The 17,238-nt window shown below is 71.5% G+C and carries 16 protein-coding genes and 1 pseudogene; 5 read left to right on the top strand and 12 right to left on the bottom strand.

Annotated elements, in window-relative coordinates:
- Positions 1 to 5: 5 nt before the first annotated feature.
- The 7 genes and pseudogenes from GKS42_RS16295 to GKS42_RS16270 all read right to left on the bottom strand — a co-directional run bounded on the left by GKS42_RS16295 (position 6) and on the right by GKS42_RS16270 (position 5,609).
- Positions 6 to 1,076 carry a hydroxymethylglutaryl-CoA reductase gene (locus tag GKS42_RS16295; RefSeq protein WP_154794784.1) on the bottom strand — a complete coding sequence of 357 codons (1,071 nt, stop codon included), beginning with the start codon at positions 1,074 to 1,076 and terminating at the stop codon, positions 6 to 8.
- A gap of 14 nt (positions 1,077 to 1,090) precedes the next feature.
- The gene (locus tag GKS42_RS16290) at positions 1,091 to 2,188 is read right to left on the bottom strand and encodes a phosphomevalonate kinase (protein WP_154794783.1); all 1,098 of its coding nucleotides are present in this window, start codon (positions 2,186 to 2,188) and stop codon (positions 1,091 to 1,093) included.
- Entirely contained in the window at positions 2,185 to 3,159 is a 975-nt protein-coding gene (gene mvaD, locus GKS42_RS16285; protein WP_154794782.1) for a diphosphomevalonate decarboxylase, read from the bottom strand. Before mvaD ends, GKS42_RS16290 begins: the two co-directional genes overlap by 4 nt.
- A complete protein-coding gene (gene mvk / locus GKS42_RS16280) occupies positions 3,156 to 4,130 on the bottom strand; it encodes a mevalonate kinase (protein WP_168217869.1) in 975 nt (324 codons plus the stop codon). The genes mvaD and mvk overlap by 4 nt, the downstream gene beginning before the upstream one ends.
- A gap of 285 nt (positions 4,131 to 4,415) precedes the next feature.
- Positions 4,416 to 4,586, bottom strand: coding sequence for a hypothetical protein (locus tag GKS42_RS26575; RefSeq protein WP_232848150.1), 171 nt, complete (start codon positions 4,584 to 4,586; stop codon positions 4,416 to 4,418).
- A 110-nt stretch (positions 4,587 to 4,696) separates the two neighbouring features.
- Positions 4,697 to 4,966 (bottom strand): annotated as a pseudogene (locus tag GKS42_RS26570) (NUDIX domain-containing protein); the annotation flags it as partial.
- Between the two features lie 58 nt (positions 4,967 to 5,024).
- Positions 5,025 to 5,609, bottom strand: coding sequence for a DUF4287 domain-containing protein (locus GKS42_RS16270; protein ID WP_154794780.1), 585 nt, complete (start codon positions 5,607 to 5,609; stop codon positions 5,025 to 5,027).
- A gap of 82 nt (positions 5,610 to 5,691) precedes the next feature.
- Between GKS42_RS16270 and GKS42_RS16265 the strand changes: the two genes are divergently transcribed.
- Together GKS42_RS16265 and GKS42_RS16260 are read left to right on the top strand one after the other, a co-directional pair.
- Positions 5,692 to 6,189, top strand: coding sequence for a PaaI family thioesterase (locus tag GKS42_RS16265; RefSeq protein ID WP_154794779.1), 498 nt, complete (start codon positions 5,692 to 5,694; stop codon positions 6,187 to 6,189).
- A 25-nt stretch (positions 6,190 to 6,214) separates the two neighbouring features.
- The gene (locus tag GKS42_RS16260; protein ID WP_154794778.1) at positions 6,215 to 7,474 is read left to right on the top strand and encodes an arginine deiminase; all 1,260 of its coding nucleotides are present in this window, start codon (positions 6,215 to 6,217) and stop codon (positions 7,472 to 7,474) included.
- A gap of 55 nt (positions 7,475 to 7,529) precedes the next feature.
- Here GKS42_RS16260 and GKS42_RS16255 read toward each other — a convergent pair whose 3' ends face one another.
- Entirely contained in the window at positions 7,530 to 8,006 is a 477-nt protein-coding gene (locus GKS42_RS16255; protein WP_154794777.1) for a hypothetical protein, read from the bottom strand.
- 156 nt (positions 8,007 to 8,162) lie between these two features.
- On the bottom strand, positions 8,163 to 8,729 hold the full coding sequence (locus GKS42_RS26245) for a YbjQ family protein (RefSeq protein WP_154794776.1): 567 nt from the start codon (positions 8,727 to 8,729) through the stop codon (positions 8,163 to 8,165).
- Between the two features lie 181 nt (positions 8,730 to 8,910).
- On the opposite strand from GKS42_RS26245, the gene GKS42_RS16245 reads away from it, so the two are divergent.
- Both GKS42_RS16245 and GKS42_RS16240 read left to right on the top strand, forming a co-directional pair.
- The gene (locus tag GKS42_RS16245) at positions 8,911 to 10,077 is read left to right on the top strand and encodes a Gfo/Idh/MocA family protein (protein WP_154794775.1); all 1,167 of its coding nucleotides are present in this window, start codon (positions 8,911 to 8,913) and stop codon (positions 10,075 to 10,077) included.
- A gap of 148 nt (positions 10,078 to 10,225) precedes the next feature.
- The gene (locus GKS42_RS16240; RefSeq protein WP_154794774.1) at positions 10,226 to 10,630 is read left to right on the top strand and encodes a QcrA and Rieske domain-containing protein; all 405 of its coding nucleotides are present in this window, start codon (positions 10,226 to 10,228) and stop codon (positions 10,628 to 10,630) included.
- Positions 10,631 to 10,671: 41 nt separating this feature from the next.
- On the opposite strand, the gene GKS42_RS16235 is transcribed toward GKS42_RS16240, so the two are convergent.
- Genes GKS42_RS16235 through GKS42_RS16225 form a run of 3 tightly spaced genes read right to left on the bottom strand, consistent with a single transcriptional unit; the run spans position 10,672 to position 15,053 of the window.
- On the bottom strand, positions 10,672 to 12,150 hold the full coding sequence (locus tag GKS42_RS16235; protein ID WP_232847699.1) for an MFS transporter: 1,479 nt from the start codon (positions 12,148 to 12,150) through the stop codon (positions 10,672 to 10,674).
- The gene (locus tag GKS42_RS16230; RefSeq protein ID WP_154794773.1) at positions 12,150 to 13,499 is read right to left on the bottom strand and encodes a M20/M25/M40 family metallo-hydrolase; all 1,350 of its coding nucleotides are present in this window, start codon (positions 13,497 to 13,499) and stop codon (positions 12,150 to 12,152) included. The genes GKS42_RS16235 and GKS42_RS16230 overlap by 1 nt, the downstream gene beginning before the upstream one ends.
- Positions 13,500 to 13,517: 18 nt before the next feature.
- Entirely contained in the window at positions 13,518 to 15,053 is a 1,536-nt protein-coding gene (locus GKS42_RS16225; RefSeq protein WP_154794772.1) for a helix-turn-helix domain-containing protein, read from the bottom strand.
- A 117-nt stretch (positions 15,054 to 15,170) separates the two neighbouring features.
- Between GKS42_RS16225 and GKS42_RS16220 the strand changes: the two genes are divergently transcribed.
- A complete protein-coding gene (locus GKS42_RS16220) occupies positions 15,171 to 17,180 on the top strand; it encodes a phosphoenolpyruvate carboxykinase (GTP) (protein WP_154794771.1) in 2,010 nt (669 codons plus the stop codon).
- The last annotated feature ends 58 nt before the right edge of the window (positions 17,181 to 17,238 follow it).

The following is a 17,238-nucleotide window of genomic DNA, read 5'->3' as shown; positions in this document are numbered from 1 at the left end:
ATGTCTCACTCCTGGTTCGAGGTGTTCAGATCTGCATTGTGGCCAGCGGAGCGCTCGATGGCCACGTGAGCGGCCATCAGTTCGCCGGGATTGGTCTGCGCCGCGAGCAGGGACAGCTCGCCGCACCAGACCGATGCCGCGCACAGGGCGGCGAGACGGTGGGCGTTCTCGCCCGGAGCGCGCTCCTCGCGGCACCCGAGCCGCTGCAGGTTCTCCTCGACGAAGGGCAGGCCCTTGCCGTTGCCCACGGTGCCGACGATCAGGTTCGGCAACGTGCAGGAGAAGTACAGGTCGCCGTCGTCGACCTCGGCCTGGGTGATGCCCTGCGAACCCTCCACGATGTTCGCCGCGTCCTGCCCGGTGGCCAGGTAGAAGGCCAGCAGCATGTTCGCGTAGTGGGCATTGGCCGAGCGGAGCCCGCCGGCGAGGATCGTGCCGACCAGGTTCTTGTTCGTGTTCAGCCGGGCGATCTGTTCCGGGGTGGACCGCAACCGCTTCTCGACGACGGCGCGCGGGATGAGCGCCTCGGTCACCACGTGCTTGCCGCGCCCGAGGATCCCGTTGACGGCGGTCGCCTTCTTGTCCGAGCAGTAGTTCCCGGAGATCGAGCCGTACCGCAGCTGGGGCCACGTCGCCATCAGGTGGGACATCAGCCACTCCGCCGCGAGCGTGGCCATGTTGTGGCCCGAGGCATCGCCGGTGAGGAACTCGAACCGAAGGAAGAGCAGGCGACCGGCGATCTCACTGTGGAGGTCGATGAGCTGGGCGAACCGGCTGCTCGCGGCAACGACGTCCTGGAGCTCGGCGAACCGGTCGCGGATCTCGGCGAGGGCGCGGACGGACACGCCTGCGCCGTCGGTCTCGAAGTACACCGAGCGGCTCATCCGCTCCGAGACCAGCGTGGTGGCGATCCCACCGTCGACCAGGCGGGAGATCCGCGCGCCACGGCCGACGGAGGGCCACAGCGGCGACTCGTACGTGGCCAGCGGGACCTCCTGCTCGCCGGACAGCACGTTCCCGCTGATGCGGATCGGGCCGACCCAGCGCATGGGCACGGCCGCCACGGATTCGCTCATGGTCCCATTCTCTGTCATCGGGCACCCACCCGCGGCTCCGGTGGGGCCACGGCGAGCGTGAGCCTGCGCACGCCGGCCCGCTGCCAGCCGTCGAGCATCGGTGTCAGGTCGGTGCCGCCCGGGGCCAGCACGATGCCGCAGTCGCCGCCGCCGGCACCGGAGGACTTCGCGGCGGCCCCGATGGCCTCGGCCTCGTCACACAGCCGGGTCAGGGCCGGGGTCTCGATCTCGACGCCGAGGCCGGTCCCGAGTGCGACGAGCAGTCGCCGCGCCGCGCGTACGGCCGCCAGGACCCGCTCGGGGTCACCATCGGCGAGACCCGCCGTCAGGTCCGCGACGCGGGCGCGGCTCTCGGTCAGGAAGCGCTCGTAGGGCAGCGCCGGGCCCGCTGACGTGCCAGCGCCCACCGCAGCCTGCACGTCATCGACGAGTTGCGCCGTCGACGCCGCGGCACCGGTCCAGCCGACCACGAACTCGAGCGTGTCCGGGGACGGCAGCGGGCTGATCGCGAGCGGCGCCCAGGGCGCCCGGAACGCGGCGAGCACTCCGTCGCGGGCGCGCAGTTCGGCCAGTGCGGCCCGGTCGGGGGAGCGGTAGGAGATCCAGCCGCCGAAGCTGCTCGCCGCGACGTCGCCACCGGAGGACGTCGGCGCCACCTCGATGATCGCGAGCAGGGCCAGCCGGAACTGCTCCAGCGGGCTCAGGCGCAGTCCGTAGAACTCGTCGAGTGCCCGGATCGTGGCGACCGTGACGGCGGCGCTGGAGCCGAGGCCGTACTTGCGCCCGTCGGCGTCGTCGAGGTCGCTGGAGATCCGCAGGGAGTGGGTGCGGGGGTCGATGCCGAGGCCGATCACGAACTCCTCGACGGTCCGGATGGTCGAGAGCACGTGGTCGAGGGCGCGATCGTCGTCGGCCACGACGCCGGTGGCGTCCCGCGACCAGGTCAGCGGTGCCCAGCCGGGCTGGTCGGAGTCGACGCGGCCGCGGTCTGCCGGACCGAGATGCACGTGCACGTGTCGATCGACCGCCACGACGACGGCGTCCCCGCCGGGCTCGACGACGGCGTACTCGCCGGCGATGAAGAGTTTGCCGGGTGCCCGGGCGGTGATCATGCGGCGGGTCCGACGATGCGCACACCCGGGCCGGATCCCGAGACCAACAGGTCCACGTCGGCGAACGCGGCCCGGAGCCGGTCGGCGACGGCGGTCGTCGCCTCGGGCCGGCAGAGCACCTTCACGTTCGGTCCCGCGTCGATGGTCGCGTACGCCTCGATGCCGTCGCGGCGGCACTGGGCCACGACGTCGAGGGCCGCCACCGTGTCCGCGTTCCAGTACCGCACCGGGGGGACCGCGCCCAGCATGGTCGCGTGCATCCGCATCGCGTTCGACTCGGCCAGCTCGCCGACGGCGGTGAGGTCGGCCCGGGCGATCGCGGCGCGCATCGCGTCCAGCTCGCCGGGCACGCTCGCGACCCAGGCGCCGAAGAACGGGGAGGTCGCCACGGTGCGCCGCATCGCCTCACGGCTGCCGATCGCCTTGCGTCCGGCGGTCAGGACCGCCACCACGAGCGCGAGCTCGAGCCCGGGTGCCTCGATCGGCTCCGCGAACGAGCCCTCGTCGTCACCGGCGTGCCACTGGACGAGCCCCCCGAAGACCGAGCGGGCCGCCGACCCGGATCCGCGCCGGGCGAGCCGGGACAGGTCACGGGGTGAGAGGGCGAGGCCGTAGGCGGCGCTCGCGGCTGCCGCCAGCGCCGCGAAGCCCGCGGCCGAGGAGGCCAGGCCCGCGCCGGTGGGGATCTCGTTCGCGGTCTCGACGACGGCTCGGGTCCGGCTGCCGGCGCGCTCGGCGACCAGGTCGAGGAACGCGCTCACCCGCTCGAGTTCCCGTCCGGTCATCGGCTCGCCGCTCCAGGACGCGACGTGCTGGTCCGCGCCGGGGTCCAGCGTCACGGTCGTGCGGGTGGGAGCGATGTCGAGGGTGAGCGAGAGGCTGCCGGTGGCCGGCAACGAGAGCCGCTCGTCGGCCTTGCCCCAGTATTTGATGAGCGCGATGTTGGGGTGCGCGATGGCGGTGCTGCTCACCGGCCGGCCGCCGTGACGACCCAGCCGCCGACCGCGCCGGCATCGCGCATCGCCGTCACGATCTCGGCGGCTCGCTCGGGGGAGTCGGCCACCGCGATCACACAGCCCCCGCGCCCGGCACCGGTGAGCTTGGCACCGGCCGCGCCGGCCGCCCGGGCCGCGGCGAGGAGCCGGTCGATGGCGGGGTGCCCGACGCCCAGAGCGTCGAGCGCCGCCTGGGCCGCGTCCAGGCGTGCGCCGAGGTCTGCGATCCTGCCCGCGCCGAGATCCCGCCCCGCGGCCCGGGTCAGCTCGGCGAGGCGCTCGAGGAGTTCGCTACCGCGGTCGGGTTCGGCCTCGACGAACCTGCGCACCCCCGCCACCGCGTCCCGGGTCGGGGAGCGGACACCGGTGTCGGCGACGGCGAACGAGAACGAGCCGCCGAGAGCCAGGTCGGAGGTGACGCCGCCGGTGAACGCCACCGGCGTGCGAGCCCGGGTGGCCCGGGCGTCCAGCCCGCTGGGGTTGCCGTGCGCGACCCGCTCGGCGGTCTGCACGAGCTCGAACCTGGCCTCCTCATCGAGGTCCTGACCGGCGTGCACCCGCACGGCCTCGACGATGGCATGCGCGGATGCGGCGCTCGCGCCCAGCCCGGCACCAGGCGGGATGTCGCTGTCCAGCTCGATCTCGAGGTCGTCGCCGGGCAGGCCGAAGTGGGCCAGCGCGGCCGTCACGGCGACGCCGACCGGCGCGAACCTCTCGGGCAGGTCCTCCACCCGGACGCGCTGGTCCCCGTGCCGGGCGCTGAGCGGGCCGGGCACGGTGCGTAGCCTCGCAATCGTGCGCAACGGAATGAGCGGCAGGGCGATGGCCGGGTGCCCGTAGACGACGGCGTGCTCACCGATCAGGATCGCCTTGGCGTGGGCGGTGCCGGTCGCGACCGGCGCGACCCTGCCGGCATCCTCGACATCGCCGTCTCGGCCGGCGCCCACGAGCGGAGTCGACGCCACCATCACGAGGCGCTGCAGACCCTGACCCGGGGGTACCGGGCGGGACGGGTTCGGGGCATCGCAGGCTTTCGTGAGTAGTTCGACATCTCGGGCAGGCTGCCCACGGCACCGATCGCCGCAGGGCGGAACGGGCTACATCCTAGTGACTCGGCCGGCCGTGGAATGCGCGTGGGGGCCGCGGCGCCGTGGGTGCGGCGGAGGTGTCGTGGGGGAGTCGTGGCGGTCTCGCGAAGGGCCGGCGGGGTGCTGCGCGGACCGGTCGCCGGTTCAACCGGTCCGGAAGCCCCAGTCGGTCAGGTATGGCTGAGCGAGGCCCCAGACGTCGTCGAACCAGGCCGTGAAGGGCTCGGCCGCGCGCAGCGCGGCCAGCTCCGCCCCCGTGACGAACACGACCTCGGCGATCTCCTCGGGGTCGGCCGCGACGGACCCTGCGTCCACCCGGCCCGCGAAGACGTGGTTGTACTCACGCTCGTACAGTCCGGTCGGCCGTCATGCACGTGGTACTGCACGATGCCGAGCTCGGTCAGGTCGTCCACCGGCGTGCCCAGCTCCTCGGCGGCGCGGCGAGCGACCGCCGCCACCGGCGCCTCGCCCGGGAACGGGTGACCGCAGGCGCTGTTGGTGAGCATCAGCGGGGAGTGGTACTTGCCGGCAGCCCGACGCTGCAGCAGGAGTCGCCCCGCGCCGTCGAACGCGAACAGCGAGAACGCCCGGTGCAGGACACCGGGTTCGCGATGCGCCTCGAGCTTCTCGGCGACTCCGGTGGCCCGTCCGCGCTCGTCGACCGTCTCGACCAGGATCTCTTCGCCACCCGGCATCTGTGACCGCCTCTCCTCGGGTGCTGCTCCAACGGTCCAGCCTATGCGGCGATCGGCACTACTCGGTCCCGAGGTCTGCGACCCACTCGGCCCACCGGTCCTTCCACCGCTCTGCCGCAGCGGCGTCGGGCAGTTTCTCGTGCGTGAGGGTCAGCCGGACCCGCTCCGCGACCGGGTCGAGCGCGACCGCGATGATGCCGAGCGAGTCGGCGCCGTCGGCGAGGTCGAAGCGCAGGCTTCGTGCGTCCGGCTTCGAGCGCAGCGACGTGGTCGGCGGCGCGAAGAGCGTGGCTCGGGCTCCGTCGTCGAGCAGTCGGGCCCGCCAGCTGCCGGCATCGGCATCGAGGAGGCGGGACCGGGACACCGTGAAGGTGCCGTCCGCCCGCTGGCCGGGCAGCCGGATCCCGACGATCCGTTCGTAGCCGACGACGACGCTCTGCGCCCACCAGCCGTCGACGCCGTGCTCCTCGCGCACCCAGCGGGCCTGTTCGGTGTGGCCGGCCGCACGGCCCGGGCCGGAGTCGAGGAGGCGGACCCACTCCTGCCAGCCGTGCCCGGTGTTCGCGCGCACGAGGTCGTCGTCGTGCACGGGTGGCGCCACCCAGTCATCGCTCATGTCCATGGCTCCCAGATCGGCGGTCATCGCTGGCTCCGACGGTACGGTGGCGAGGCCGACCGAGCAATCGACAGGGTCGGCGATCCGGGTGCGACGAAGGAGTGGAACGATGACCGCCGAGGCCGAACGGACCAGGACGTTGCACTACCGCGACCCGCTGCCCCAGGTCGCCCGCGCGTTCCAGCGGACCGGGCTTGAGCAGTTGCAGGCGGTGATCGACGGCGTCGTGCCGCCGCCGCCGATCGCGGCCCACGTGGGCATGGGCTTCGTCTCCGTCGCCGAGGGCGACGTGGTGCTCACCGGCATCCCGGACGACTCGCACTACAACCCGATCGGATCTGTCCACGCCGGCTTCGCCGCCACCTTGCTGGACTCGGCCTGTGGCTGCGCGGTGCACTCGACGCTGCCGGCCGGCGTCGGGTACACGACCCTGGAGATCAAGATCTCCCTGCTGCGGTCGATCTCGGCCGAGACCGGCCCGGTGACGGCGCACGGCTGGGTCACCAAGCCCGGTCGCCGGGCCGCCTTCGCGGAGGCGGACCTTCGGGATGCCCGGGGTCGGGTCCTGGCCACTGCGTCGAGCTCCTGCTTGATCGTCGCGCCCTGACGGAGGCGGCGTGAGAGGCTCGGGCATGCCCACCGCAGCGGACCCGGACATCGTTCACGGCGTGCATTCTGAGGTCGGCCGGTTGCGGACCGTACTGGTCTGCCGGCCCGGGCTGGCCCATCAGCGACTCACGCCCAGCAACAGTGCCGCTCTGCTCTTCGACGACGTGATGTGGGTGGAGAACGCCCAGCGCGACCACGCCGACTTCGTCACGCAGATGGTCGACCGGGGCGTGCACGTTCTCGAGCTCCATGACCTCCTCGCCGAGACCATCGCGATCCCGGCAGCGCGCGCCTGGCTCCTCGATCGCAAGATCGTGCCGAACGAGGTGGGTCTCGGCGTGATCGTCGACACCCGCGCGTACCTGGACACCCTCGACGCGGCCACGCTCGCCGAGTACCTCATCGGCGGCCTCGCGACCGGAGACCTGCCGGCGGAGTTCCGGTCGGCGGCACTGACGATGGCCCGGGAGTCCCGCGGCGCGCAGGAGTTCCTGATGCCCCCGCTGCCGAACACCCTCTACACCCGCGACACCACGTGCTGGCTGTACGGCGGACTCACCATGAACCCGTTGTTCTGGCCGGCCCGGCGCGGCGAGACCCTGCTGATGAAGGCGATCTACGAGTTCCACCCCTCGTTCGCGGGTTCGCAGGTGTGGTGGGGCGACCCGGAGGCGGACTGGGGCCAGGCCACGTTCGAGGGCGGTGACATCATGCCGGTCGGCAACGGGGTGGTGCTCATGGGGATGAGCGAGCGCACGTCCCGGCAGGCGATCACACAGGTCGCGGCGAACCTGTTCGCGCAGGGCGCGGCCGAGCGCGTGGTGGTGGCCGGTCTGCCGAAGCTGCGTGCGGCCATGCACCTGGACACCGTGTTCACGTTCGCCGACCGGGATGTGGTCACGCTGTATCCGCGGATCATGGACGGCGTGCACACGTTCACCCTCCTGCCCGGTGACGTGCCGGGGGGACTCGACGTCATCGACGAGGGGGAGGGCACGTTCCTCAAGGTCGTCACCGAGGCGCTCGGACTGTCCGGGATGCGGGTCATCGAGACCGGCGGGGACGCGTATGCCTCCGAGCGTCAGCAGTGGGACAGCGGCAACAACGCGGTCGCCCTCGAGCCCGGCGTGGTGATCACCTACGACCGGAACACGCTGACGAACGCGCTGCTGCGGGACGCCGGCATCGAGGTGGTCGAGATAGTCGGGGCCGAACTCGGCCGCGGGCGTGGCGGCGGGCACTGCATGACCTGCCCGATCGCCCGCGACCCCGTCGACTTCTAGTGTCCCTGCCACGCCGCTGCGTCGGCGGCGCAAGGTCGCTCCCCAGAGGACCAGGTCAGGGTGGGGCGTTGCCTCCGGATGCCGATACGGCCCGTCGTGCGGCGGTGAGGTCGCTTCGGGATCCCAGGACGAGGATCGCTGTGCCCTCCCAGTCGCTGCGCTTCTCATCGGTGAGGACATCGATCGCGTAGGTGATGGCCTCGCCGAGGTCGGCCACGGTGAACACGAAGTCCTGGCCCATCTGGTACTCCTCGAGAGCTCGCATCGCGAGGTCCGCGCCGAGGAGACCCTCGGGTGCCGAGGAGTCGGTGAAGATCACTTCTTCGAGCTCGGCCCGCAGGATGCTGAGCGTGGTGGCAAAGCCGTCGTCGTCGGCAGCGCAGAGGATCCCGACGAAGCGCTCGGTGGGGAAGTCGTCGGCGAGCCGCTTGGCGAGCAGTTCCAGTTGATGCGGCGCGCCGGCGACCGCCAGCACGACGAGCGGGCAGCGCACGGCGACCTCGTAGTGACCGGGATGGCCAGTTTCGGACATCACCGGATCATGTCACCGGCGTCGCGTCACAGCGGCACGTGTGGGCCCCTGGGTGGGCAGCCGTCGATTGCAGCGACGGCGGCCGCAGTGGTGTGACCGTCGATCCACAGCTCGGTCGGGAGACCCAGATTGCCGACGCAGGGCGCCAGCGAGTCGTCAGTAGCCCGGCTGGTAGCCACCCGCGGGCGGCTGCTGGTAGCCACCGGCCGGCGGCGGGCCCTGCTGACCTGGCTGCTGACCGTATCCACCCGGCTGCTGACCGTAGCCACCCTGCGGCTGCCCGGACGCCCCACCGTAGCCGGGAGCCTGTGGCTGACCGGGGTTCGGCGCCGGGGCCGGGGCCACGTTGGCCGGGTTCTTGGCCTGCTCGACCGACTGCTTCGTGTGACCCTGTTCGTCCTCGCCGATCGGGGTGGCGTAGACGGCGGTGCCGTACGCGCAGACCTCGCTGAACGCTTGGGCGATGTCGCCGGTGTCGAACCGCATGCCGATCACGGCGTTCGCGCCGCGCCGCTGCGCCTCGACGGTCATCCGGTTCATGACCTCCTGGCGGCTCTCGTAGACGAGGCGGGTGTACTCGGTGACCTCGCCTCCGCCGATCGAGCGGAAGGAGGCGACGAAGTTCTGCCCGATGTTCGCGGAGCGGACGGTCAGACCCATCACCTCACCCATGACGGCGTCGATGCGGTAGCCGGGGATCTCATTCGTGGTCACAACGATCATTGGCACATCTTGGCACCGATCCCTGGGATGCGGCACGTACAGACCGTGCGCGAGGGCCGTCGGCACCCAGCGGGAACAGGCGGCAACAGGCGGCAACAGATAGGGCACCCCCGGTGACCCGGCCTAGCCTCTGGGGAACGGCAGCGATGCCCCCACTCGAACGACTTCAGGAGACTCCAACGTGGTAGACAAGGTCAGACTTGGCATCATCGGGCTCGGTACCCAGGGCGGCATGTACGCCAAGATGATCGACGAGGGCCTGGTGCCCAACATGGTGATCGGTGCGATCACGGACCGTGACCCGGCCAAGCGCGAGTTCGCCCAGAGCACCTACGCGGGTGTGTCGGTCTACGAGGACTACGTCGAGATGCTGGAGAGCGGCGACGTCGACGCCGTCGTCACCACCGTGCCGCACTTCCTGCACCCGGAGATGGGCATCGCCGCCCTGTCCCGCGGCATCCACGCGCTCGTGGAGAAGCCGGCCGGGGTCTACACCAAGCAGGTCAAGGAGCTCAACGAGTTCGCCGCGACCAAGCCCGAACTGACCTTCGGGATCATGTTCAACCAGCGCAACAACCCGCTCTACCAGCGCATCAAGGAGATCGTCGAGTCCGGCGAGATCGGCAAGATCCGCCGCACGAACTGGCTGATCACCACCTGGTGGCGTCCGCAGGGCTACTACGACCAGAGCGCCTGGCGCGCCACCTGGGGTGGCGAGGGCGGCGGCGTCCTGGTCAACCAGGTGCCCCACCAGCTCGACCTGTTGCAGTGGATCTGCGGGGTGCCCGAGTCGGTCTTCGCGAAGGTCGCGTACGGTTTCCGGCGGAACATCGCCGTCGAGGACGAGGTGACCGTGGTGCTCGACTATGGCGACGGCGCCACCGGCGTGCTCGTCACCGCGACCCACGACATCATCGGAACCGACCGGTTCGAGATCCTCGGCGACAAGGGCAAGATCATCGTCGACGACTCCAAGACTGCCACCGTGCACCGCCTGGTCCGGGACGAGCGCGAGATCAGCGACACCATGTCCATGGAAGAGGTCAAGCAGCTGTTCATGGGCAAGCAGGACACGGAGGCGCTCTACACGACCGAGACGATCGAGTACACCCGGCCCTGGGGCGCCCAGCACTCGGGGGTCCTGGAGAACTTCGCCGCGAACATCATCGACGGGACCCCGCTCCTCGCGCCGGGCTCCGACGGCATCAACGGGGTCCGCCTCGCGAATGCGATCCACCTGTCCAGCTGGACGGGGCAGGAGGTCCCCCTCGACCTTGACGAGGACCTCTACCTCGAGGAGCTGAACACGCGGATCCGCTCGGAGGGCAAGTTCCCCGAGCGCGTCTGATCCCGACCGACCGCCTCGCCCCCGACCGGCATCCCCGCCGGTCGTGGGCGAGGCCCCGCCTGGCGAGGGTGTCCTCGTGCGGCGGACCAGGGTGACCGCGCCGCAGGTCCGCGCGCTCGCCCACGGGTGCCCGGGTAGATTTGCCCGCATGTGCCCGTGCCCCAGCCGCCGCCAGGTCCTGCTCGCCTCCGGAGGCGGGGTGACGATGGTGGGTCTGGCCGCCTGCAGTGCGCAGCCCGAGCCCGAGGAGCCGACAGCGGGGGAGACCCTGGTCGCACTCGCGGATGTTCCGGTGGGTGGTTCGCTCGTCGTCACCACGGCCAACGGCGTGGAGCTGGTCGTCGCGCAGCCGACCGAGGGCGAGGTGGTCGCGTTCAGCGCGATCTGCACCCATCAGGGCTGCAGCGTGCGGGTGCGTGAGGAACTCCTGTACTGCCCGTGCCACGGGTCGGAGTTCGAGCAGCTCACCGGCGAGGTCGTGTCCGGGCCGGCCGACGAGCCGCTGCCCGAGGTCGCGGTGCAGGTCCAGGAGGGCAACGTCGTCACGGCCTAGGTGGACCCGGTCCACCGGTGGCTCACTCGGTCAGAGCCGGCTCAGTCCTGGAACGCCGACCGCGGCACCAGCAGCAGACACAGTGCGGCCACGAACGCGGTGGCTGCGCACACGGCCCACACGGTGAGGTAGCCCGTCAGCGACGCGTGCCCGGCCGCCGGTCCCTCGAGGGACCCGGTCGAGGCAAGCGCGATCGCGAACACCGCGGACGCGATCGCGCCGCCCAGCGTCTTCGTCGCGTTCGTCATCCCGGTCGCGAACCCGGTGCGCTCGGGCGGTGCCGCGGCGGCCGCCGCGGCCGGGAGGGAGGCGACCAGGGCGCCGGAGCCGAGGCCGGCCACCATCATGTTCGCCATCGTCTGCCAGGTGGTGTCATGGAACGGCAGGAAGAGCGCGTAGCCCGCTCCGACGAGCAGCGCCGCGACCACCAGCGATCGGCGCGGCCCGACCAGCCTCGCGAGCACCGGCACGAGCAGGGCACCGCCGGCCATGGAGATCACGTACAGCCCCACGAGCGTGGAGACGAACCCGGCGCTCGCACCCAGGCCGAACCCCGCCGTCGCCGGGTCCGTGCGGGCGAACGTGGACAGCGGGATCTGTGCCCCCAGCACGGACATCCCGAACAGGAACGCCGTCAGCTGGACCGGCCACTGTGCCGGCTGCATCAGCACCCGCACGTCGATGAGCGGCTCGGCCCGAGCTCGCTCGATCCGCACGAACGGGACCACCAGCACGAGGCCGGCGAGGATCAGCGCCCACGCCGGGAGGCTCGCGGGTCCCTGCAGCCGGATCGTGATCAGCCCGGCCATAACGAGTCCGATGACTGCGGTGATCATGCCCAGCCCCGGCCAGTCGATGCCGCCGGTGGACGTCCCCGGGACGTTCTCGACGCCGAACCAGATGACGGCGAAGCAGGCGGTGACGGCGATGGCCGGCAGCATCAGGAGCACCGTCATCGAGGTCGCGGCGACCAGCGCCCCGGAGGTCAGTGCCCCGATGATCACCCCGATCTCCAGCCCAGCCACCAGGAAGCCGGAGGCACGCCGCGTGAGCCGGGCCTGCTGGCCGCTCGCCGCCGTGCGCCGATGGATGATCGCGACCTCCAGCGGCAGCCACACCACGTACGCGCCCTGCAGTGCCCAGCCGATCAGGAACGTGGAGAAGGTGGGGGAGAACGCGAGCATCCAGGACCCGAGCGCCGTGATCGCAGTCGCGAGCAGCAACACCCTGCGGTGCCCGATCACATCGCCGAGCCGGGCCAGCAGCGGCACGCAGAGCGCCGACACGATCAGCTGCGCTGCCTCGAACCAGTTGACGTCGGCGTCCTGGATACCCAGGTGCACGGCGATGTCGGAGAAGATCGGGGTATAGAAGCCCTGGAGGATCCCGGAGGCGATCTCCACGCAGATGAGGAAGCCGACGACGGCCCACAGGCCCTGCTTCAGGCCGACACCGGCCGCAGTCGACATGGTCACGGGTCCGGCGGAGGCGGTCGGCGTCGACGTGGTCCGGTCGTCCATCAGGCGACTCGTTCGATCAGCCGGGTGTAGAAACCGATGCCGTCGAGGAAGTCGCGCACGCCGATCCGCTCGTCATAGGCATGGACCGAGGCCCGCTGCTCCTTGCTCATCCGGAACGGGGCGAAGCGGTACACCCGCGGGCAGATCGTCGTGAAGAACCGGGCGTCGGTGCCACCCATCATCACGTACGGCGTGGGGACGGCGTCCGGGTGGGAGTCGGCGATCACCGCCTCGATCAGCCGGAACGCGTCGTTGTCCCACGGTGACACCGGCGATGGCTCGTTCGCGTCGCCGACGGTGATCTGCACGCGGTCGTCTCCGATCACCCGGCGGATCCGCTCGACCGTTCCGGTCACCGTGTCGCCGACCATGATCCGCAGGTTGACACCGGCGCGGGCGACCGAGGCGAGCACGTTGTGCCCGGGTGAGCCGGACAGGGTGGTGACCACCGCCGTCGTCCGGGTCATGGCGGCCGACTCCGGACCCGCCACCTGCAGCGCCTTGGTGATCGCCCCGCCGAACCGTCCGGTGCGGGACAGGACCGGGCGCATCGCGGGCGCCGCGTGCGGCGCCAGGCGGGTGAGCATCTCGATGGTGGGGGCGGGCAGCGACCCGGGGAACGTGTAGTTGTCCAGCCGCACGATCGCCCGGGCCAGACGGGCGACGGCGTCCCCGCGGGCCGGCGTGGACGAGTGGCCGCCGCGACCGGCCACGGTGAGCTCGACGGTGGTGGTGCCCTTCTCGGCGACCCCGATGACGGCGAGCGGCTTGGCGACGCCCGGGAACGCGCGGGCTGCGACGGCGCCACCCTCGTCGAGAACGAACCAGGGCCGCACGCCGGCGGTCCGCAGGTGCTCGACGGCGGCCGACGCGGCGGCACCGGATACCTCCTCGCCGTTGCCGAAGCTCAGCCAGATGTCCTGGGCCGGCGTGACGCCGCGCGCGAGCAGCCGCTCCACGGCGAGGCACAGCGCGGTCAGGGAGCCCTTGTCGTCGAGCGTCCCGCGGCCCCAGATCTCACCGTCGGCGATCTCCGCGGAGAACGCGGGGTGCCGCCACGGGTCGGCGGTCTCGACGCCGACGACGTCCAGGTGGGCCATCAGCACGACGGGTCGCTCGCTCGACGCGCCGCGCCAGTGGAACAGCATCGCCGTGCCCTCGAGCAGGGTCAGCTGCAGCCGTGCGTGCATCAACGGGAAACGGCGGGCGTGCTCGGCGAGGAACTCCGTGAAGGGTGCCCCGGTGGAGGGTTCGCCGGCCACCGAGACGGTCGGGATCCGGACCAGTGCCACCAGGGCCGCCACGGCGTCGTCGTCGGTGGGGGAGTCCGGGGCGACATCGTTGCTCACCCGCAGAGGGTACGCCGGTCAGGGACCCTCCGACGGTGCGTTCGCCTCGAGGAACGCGTACACCTCAGCATCGTCCACCCCCGGGAACGTGCCCGAGGGCAGCGGCGCGAGGATCTGCGTGTGCAGTGCCGCGCTCGGCCAGGAGTGCTCCTGCCACCGTCGGCCCAGGTCGGCTGCCGGACGCCGGCAGCAGGACTCGTCGGGGCAGCCGGAGGCCGCGCGGCGGGCGGTCTCACGGCCGCGGAACCACTTCGCATGGTTGAACGGCACCCCGACCGTGATCGAGAACTCCCCGGCGTCGGACCGTCCGGTCTGCGTCGAGCACCAGAACGTACCGGCCGGGGTGTCGGTGTATTGATGGAACTCGGTGGTGCGGGTGCGTCGTTCGAACGCGGCCCGGGCCGCCCAGTGCCGGCACACGTACTGGCCCTCGATGGCTCCGTGCACGTCCGCGGGCAGGCCCACCCCGTCGTTCTCGTAGCCCTTGTACAGGGCGCCGTCGTCGGACACCCGCAGGAAGTGCAGGGGCAGGTCCAGATGTGAGGTGGCGAGGTTCGTGAAGCGGAGCGCGGCCGCCTCGTGCGTCACCCCGAACGCGTCCCGGAAATCCTCGATCGCCAGGTCGCGGCTCCGCTTGCGTTCGGAGAGATAGTCGACGGCGGCGCTGCGGGGAATCAGGCAGGTGGCGGCGAAGTAGGTGATCTCCAGGCGCTGCCGGAGGAAGTCCGCGTAGCTCACCGGCCGGACATGCCCGAGCACCCGGTGGGCGATCGCCTGCAGGGCCAGGGACCGCAGGCCGTGCCCGCCGGGGATGGACGCCGGCGGTAGGTAGATCCGCCCGTTCGCGAGGTCCGTCACGGTGCGGGTCGAGTGGGGCAGGTCCGGCACATGGATGATCTCGAAGCCGAGGGTCCGGGCCATCTCCGAGACGGTGCTGTGGGTCAGGGCACCGGAGGTGTACCCGGCCCGGCGGATCAGGTCCTCGCCGAGTTCCTCGATCTCGGGCAGGTAGTTGTCCCGGGTCCGCATGATCATCCGGATCTCGGTGTTCGCCCGGCGGGCCTCCTCGGGGGTGGCGATCGCCTCGGCCGCCCGCCGGGCCAACTCGGTGTGGAGGGCGACCAGGGACTCGAGCACGTTCAGCGGCGTGTTCCGGCCGGGCCGGACCGGGGCGACGCCCAGCCCGGCGTACAGGGAGCTCCGTTGCGCCCGGTCGAGCGCGATCTCGAGCTCGGCCCGACGATCCGGTGGTGGCCCCGGTTCCAGGAGTTCCGCCACGCTGACCCCGAGCGCGGCCGCGATGGCGGTGATCAGCGACAGCCGAGGCTCCCGGTTGCCGTTCTCGACGTGGGAGAGCTGGCTCGTGGTGGAGTCCACCCGGCCCGCTAGTTCGGAGAGGGTGAGGCCCTGCCGGTTGCGGAAGTGCCGGATCCGGCGGCCGAGGGTGAGGCCGTCCGGGGCGGTCGAGGCGGCGTCGACCACCGGCTCTCCCGGGAGCGGGATCACCGGCACGGTGAGGGCCGGCCGAGGTGACTGCTCGCTCGTGTGGCGCATGAGTTGACCATAAGGCAACTTCGACGAAAGTTGCATGGAAATCCTCCCGAGAATCGCACACGAGTCGCGTCAGTGTGGAGTCACACCCCTCCCGGCAGCGACGAAAGGTCACCCCCGATGTTCCTCTCCGCGATCGATGAGCCCGAGGCAGACGTCCTCGACGTCCCGGTCCCGTTCGGCGCCGAACGGCCGACCCGCCGGCCCCCGGCGGGTAGCACCGTGCCCGCGAGCACCGTGCCCGCGACCACCGTGGCCGGGAGCACCGTGCCCGCGACGCGACCCGGACCGCTCGCCGAGGTGACCGCCTGGGTCGACCGGATCGCCGCGCTGACCCAGCCCGACGGCGTGCAGTGGTGTGACGGGTCCGACGCGGAGAGCGACCGGATCATCGAGACCCTGGTGCGAGCCGGCACGCTGATCCGGCTCAACCCGGAGCTACGCCCGAACTCCTACCTGGCCCGGTCCGCCCCCTCCGACGTGGCGCGCGTCGAGTCCGCGACCTACATCTGCTCCGAGCGGGAGGTCGACGCCGGCCCCACGAACAATTGGATGGCCCCCGCCCAGATGCGTGAGGTCCTCGACGGTGTGTTCGCCGGCAGCATGCGCGGACGCACGATGTACGTGGTGCCGTTCTCGATGGGGCCGGTCGGCGGTCCGATCTCGCAGGTCGGCATCGAGATCACGGACTCGCCGTACGTCGTTGCCAGCATGCGGATCATGACGCGGGTGGGTACGGCCGCACTGAACGAGATCGCGGCCGGGTCGTCCTGGGTGCCCGCGGTGCACTCGGTCGGCATGCCCCTCACGGGCACCGCTGGTGAGACGATCCCCGACGTGCCGTGGCCGTGCAGCGACACGAAGTACATCACCCACTTCCCCGAGACCCGGGAGATCTGGTCGTTCGGCTCCGGGTACGGCGGGAACGCTCTGCTCGGGAAGAAGTGCTACGCGCTGCGGATCGCGTCGGCGATCGCCCGCGACGAGGGCTGGCTCGCCGAGCACATGCTGTTGATCCGGCTCGCCGACGACTCGGGCCGTGCCTTCCACGTGGCCGCCGCGTTCCCGAGTGCCTGTGGCAAGACGAACCTGGCGATGCTGCGGCCGTCCATTCCCGGCTGGAAGGTGACCACCCTCGGCGACGACATCGTCTGGATGCGGCCCGGGCCGGACGGTCGCCTCCGGGCCATCAACCCGGAGGCGGGCTTCTTCGGCGTCGCCCCCGGCACCGGGATCACCACGAACCCGACGGCGATCGAGACCCTCACCCACGACGTCATCTTCACCAACGTCGCGCTGACCGACGAGGGCGACGTCTGGTGGGAGGGGCTCACGCCGGACGCTCCAGAGCACCTGATCGACTGGCAGGGCCGGGACTGGACCCCAGGCCTCGGCGCGGCGCACGGGCGGCCCGCCGCGCACCCGAACTCGCGGTTCACGGTGGCCGCGGACCAGTGCCCAGTGATCGACGAGCGCTGGGACGATCCGGACGGCGTCCCGGTCGACGCGATCCTGTTCGGCGGGCGTCGCGCCAGCAACGTGCCGCTGGTGATGCAGTCGCAGGACTGGGCACACGGGGTCTTCTACGGCGCCACGGTGTCCTCCGAGCAGACCGCGGCCGCAGAGGGCACGGTCGGGCAGTTGCGCCGGGACCCGTTCGCGATGCTTCCGTTCTGCGGCTACAACATGGCCGACCACTGGGGCCACTGGCTGCGGATGGGGGAGGTCCTCGGTGCGGACGCACCGAAGGTCTTCGCCGTGAACTGGTTCCGCAAGGGCGCCGACGGGACGTTCCTGTGGCCCGGGTTCTCGGAGAACTCCCGGGTCCTGGACTGGGTCCTGCGTCGAGTCGCCGGGGAGGTCTCCGGCCGGCCGAGCCAGTTGGGGACGCTGCCGGCCGCGGGCGAGCTGAACCTGGCCGGGCTCGACCTGCCCGACGGCGCACTGGCGGCACTGCTCGACGTCGACGCCCGAGCATGGCTCGCCGAGGCGGACCTCACCGAGGACTACTTCGAGCAGTTCGGAGACCGGCTACCGACGGCCATGTCGGCTCAGCTGGCCGCGTTGCGCGAGCGGCTCACCCGCTCGGCCGCGGGCTCCGTGCCCGCGCGGGCCGCCGCGACGTCCTGAGGAACGTGACACACGCCGTCGGGCCCGCACCAGCCGACCGCCCCGAGCTCCGGCAGCC

Origin of the sequence: Occultella kanbiaonis (assembly GCF_009708215.1) — a bacterium.
GTDB classification, from domain to species: domain Bacteria; phylum Actinomycetota; class Actinomycetes; order Actinomycetales; family Beutenbergiaceae; genus Occultella; species Occultella kanbiaonis.
Note: the sequence above shows the minus strand (reverse complement) of the source record. Positions and strands in the feature narration are given on the sequence as shown.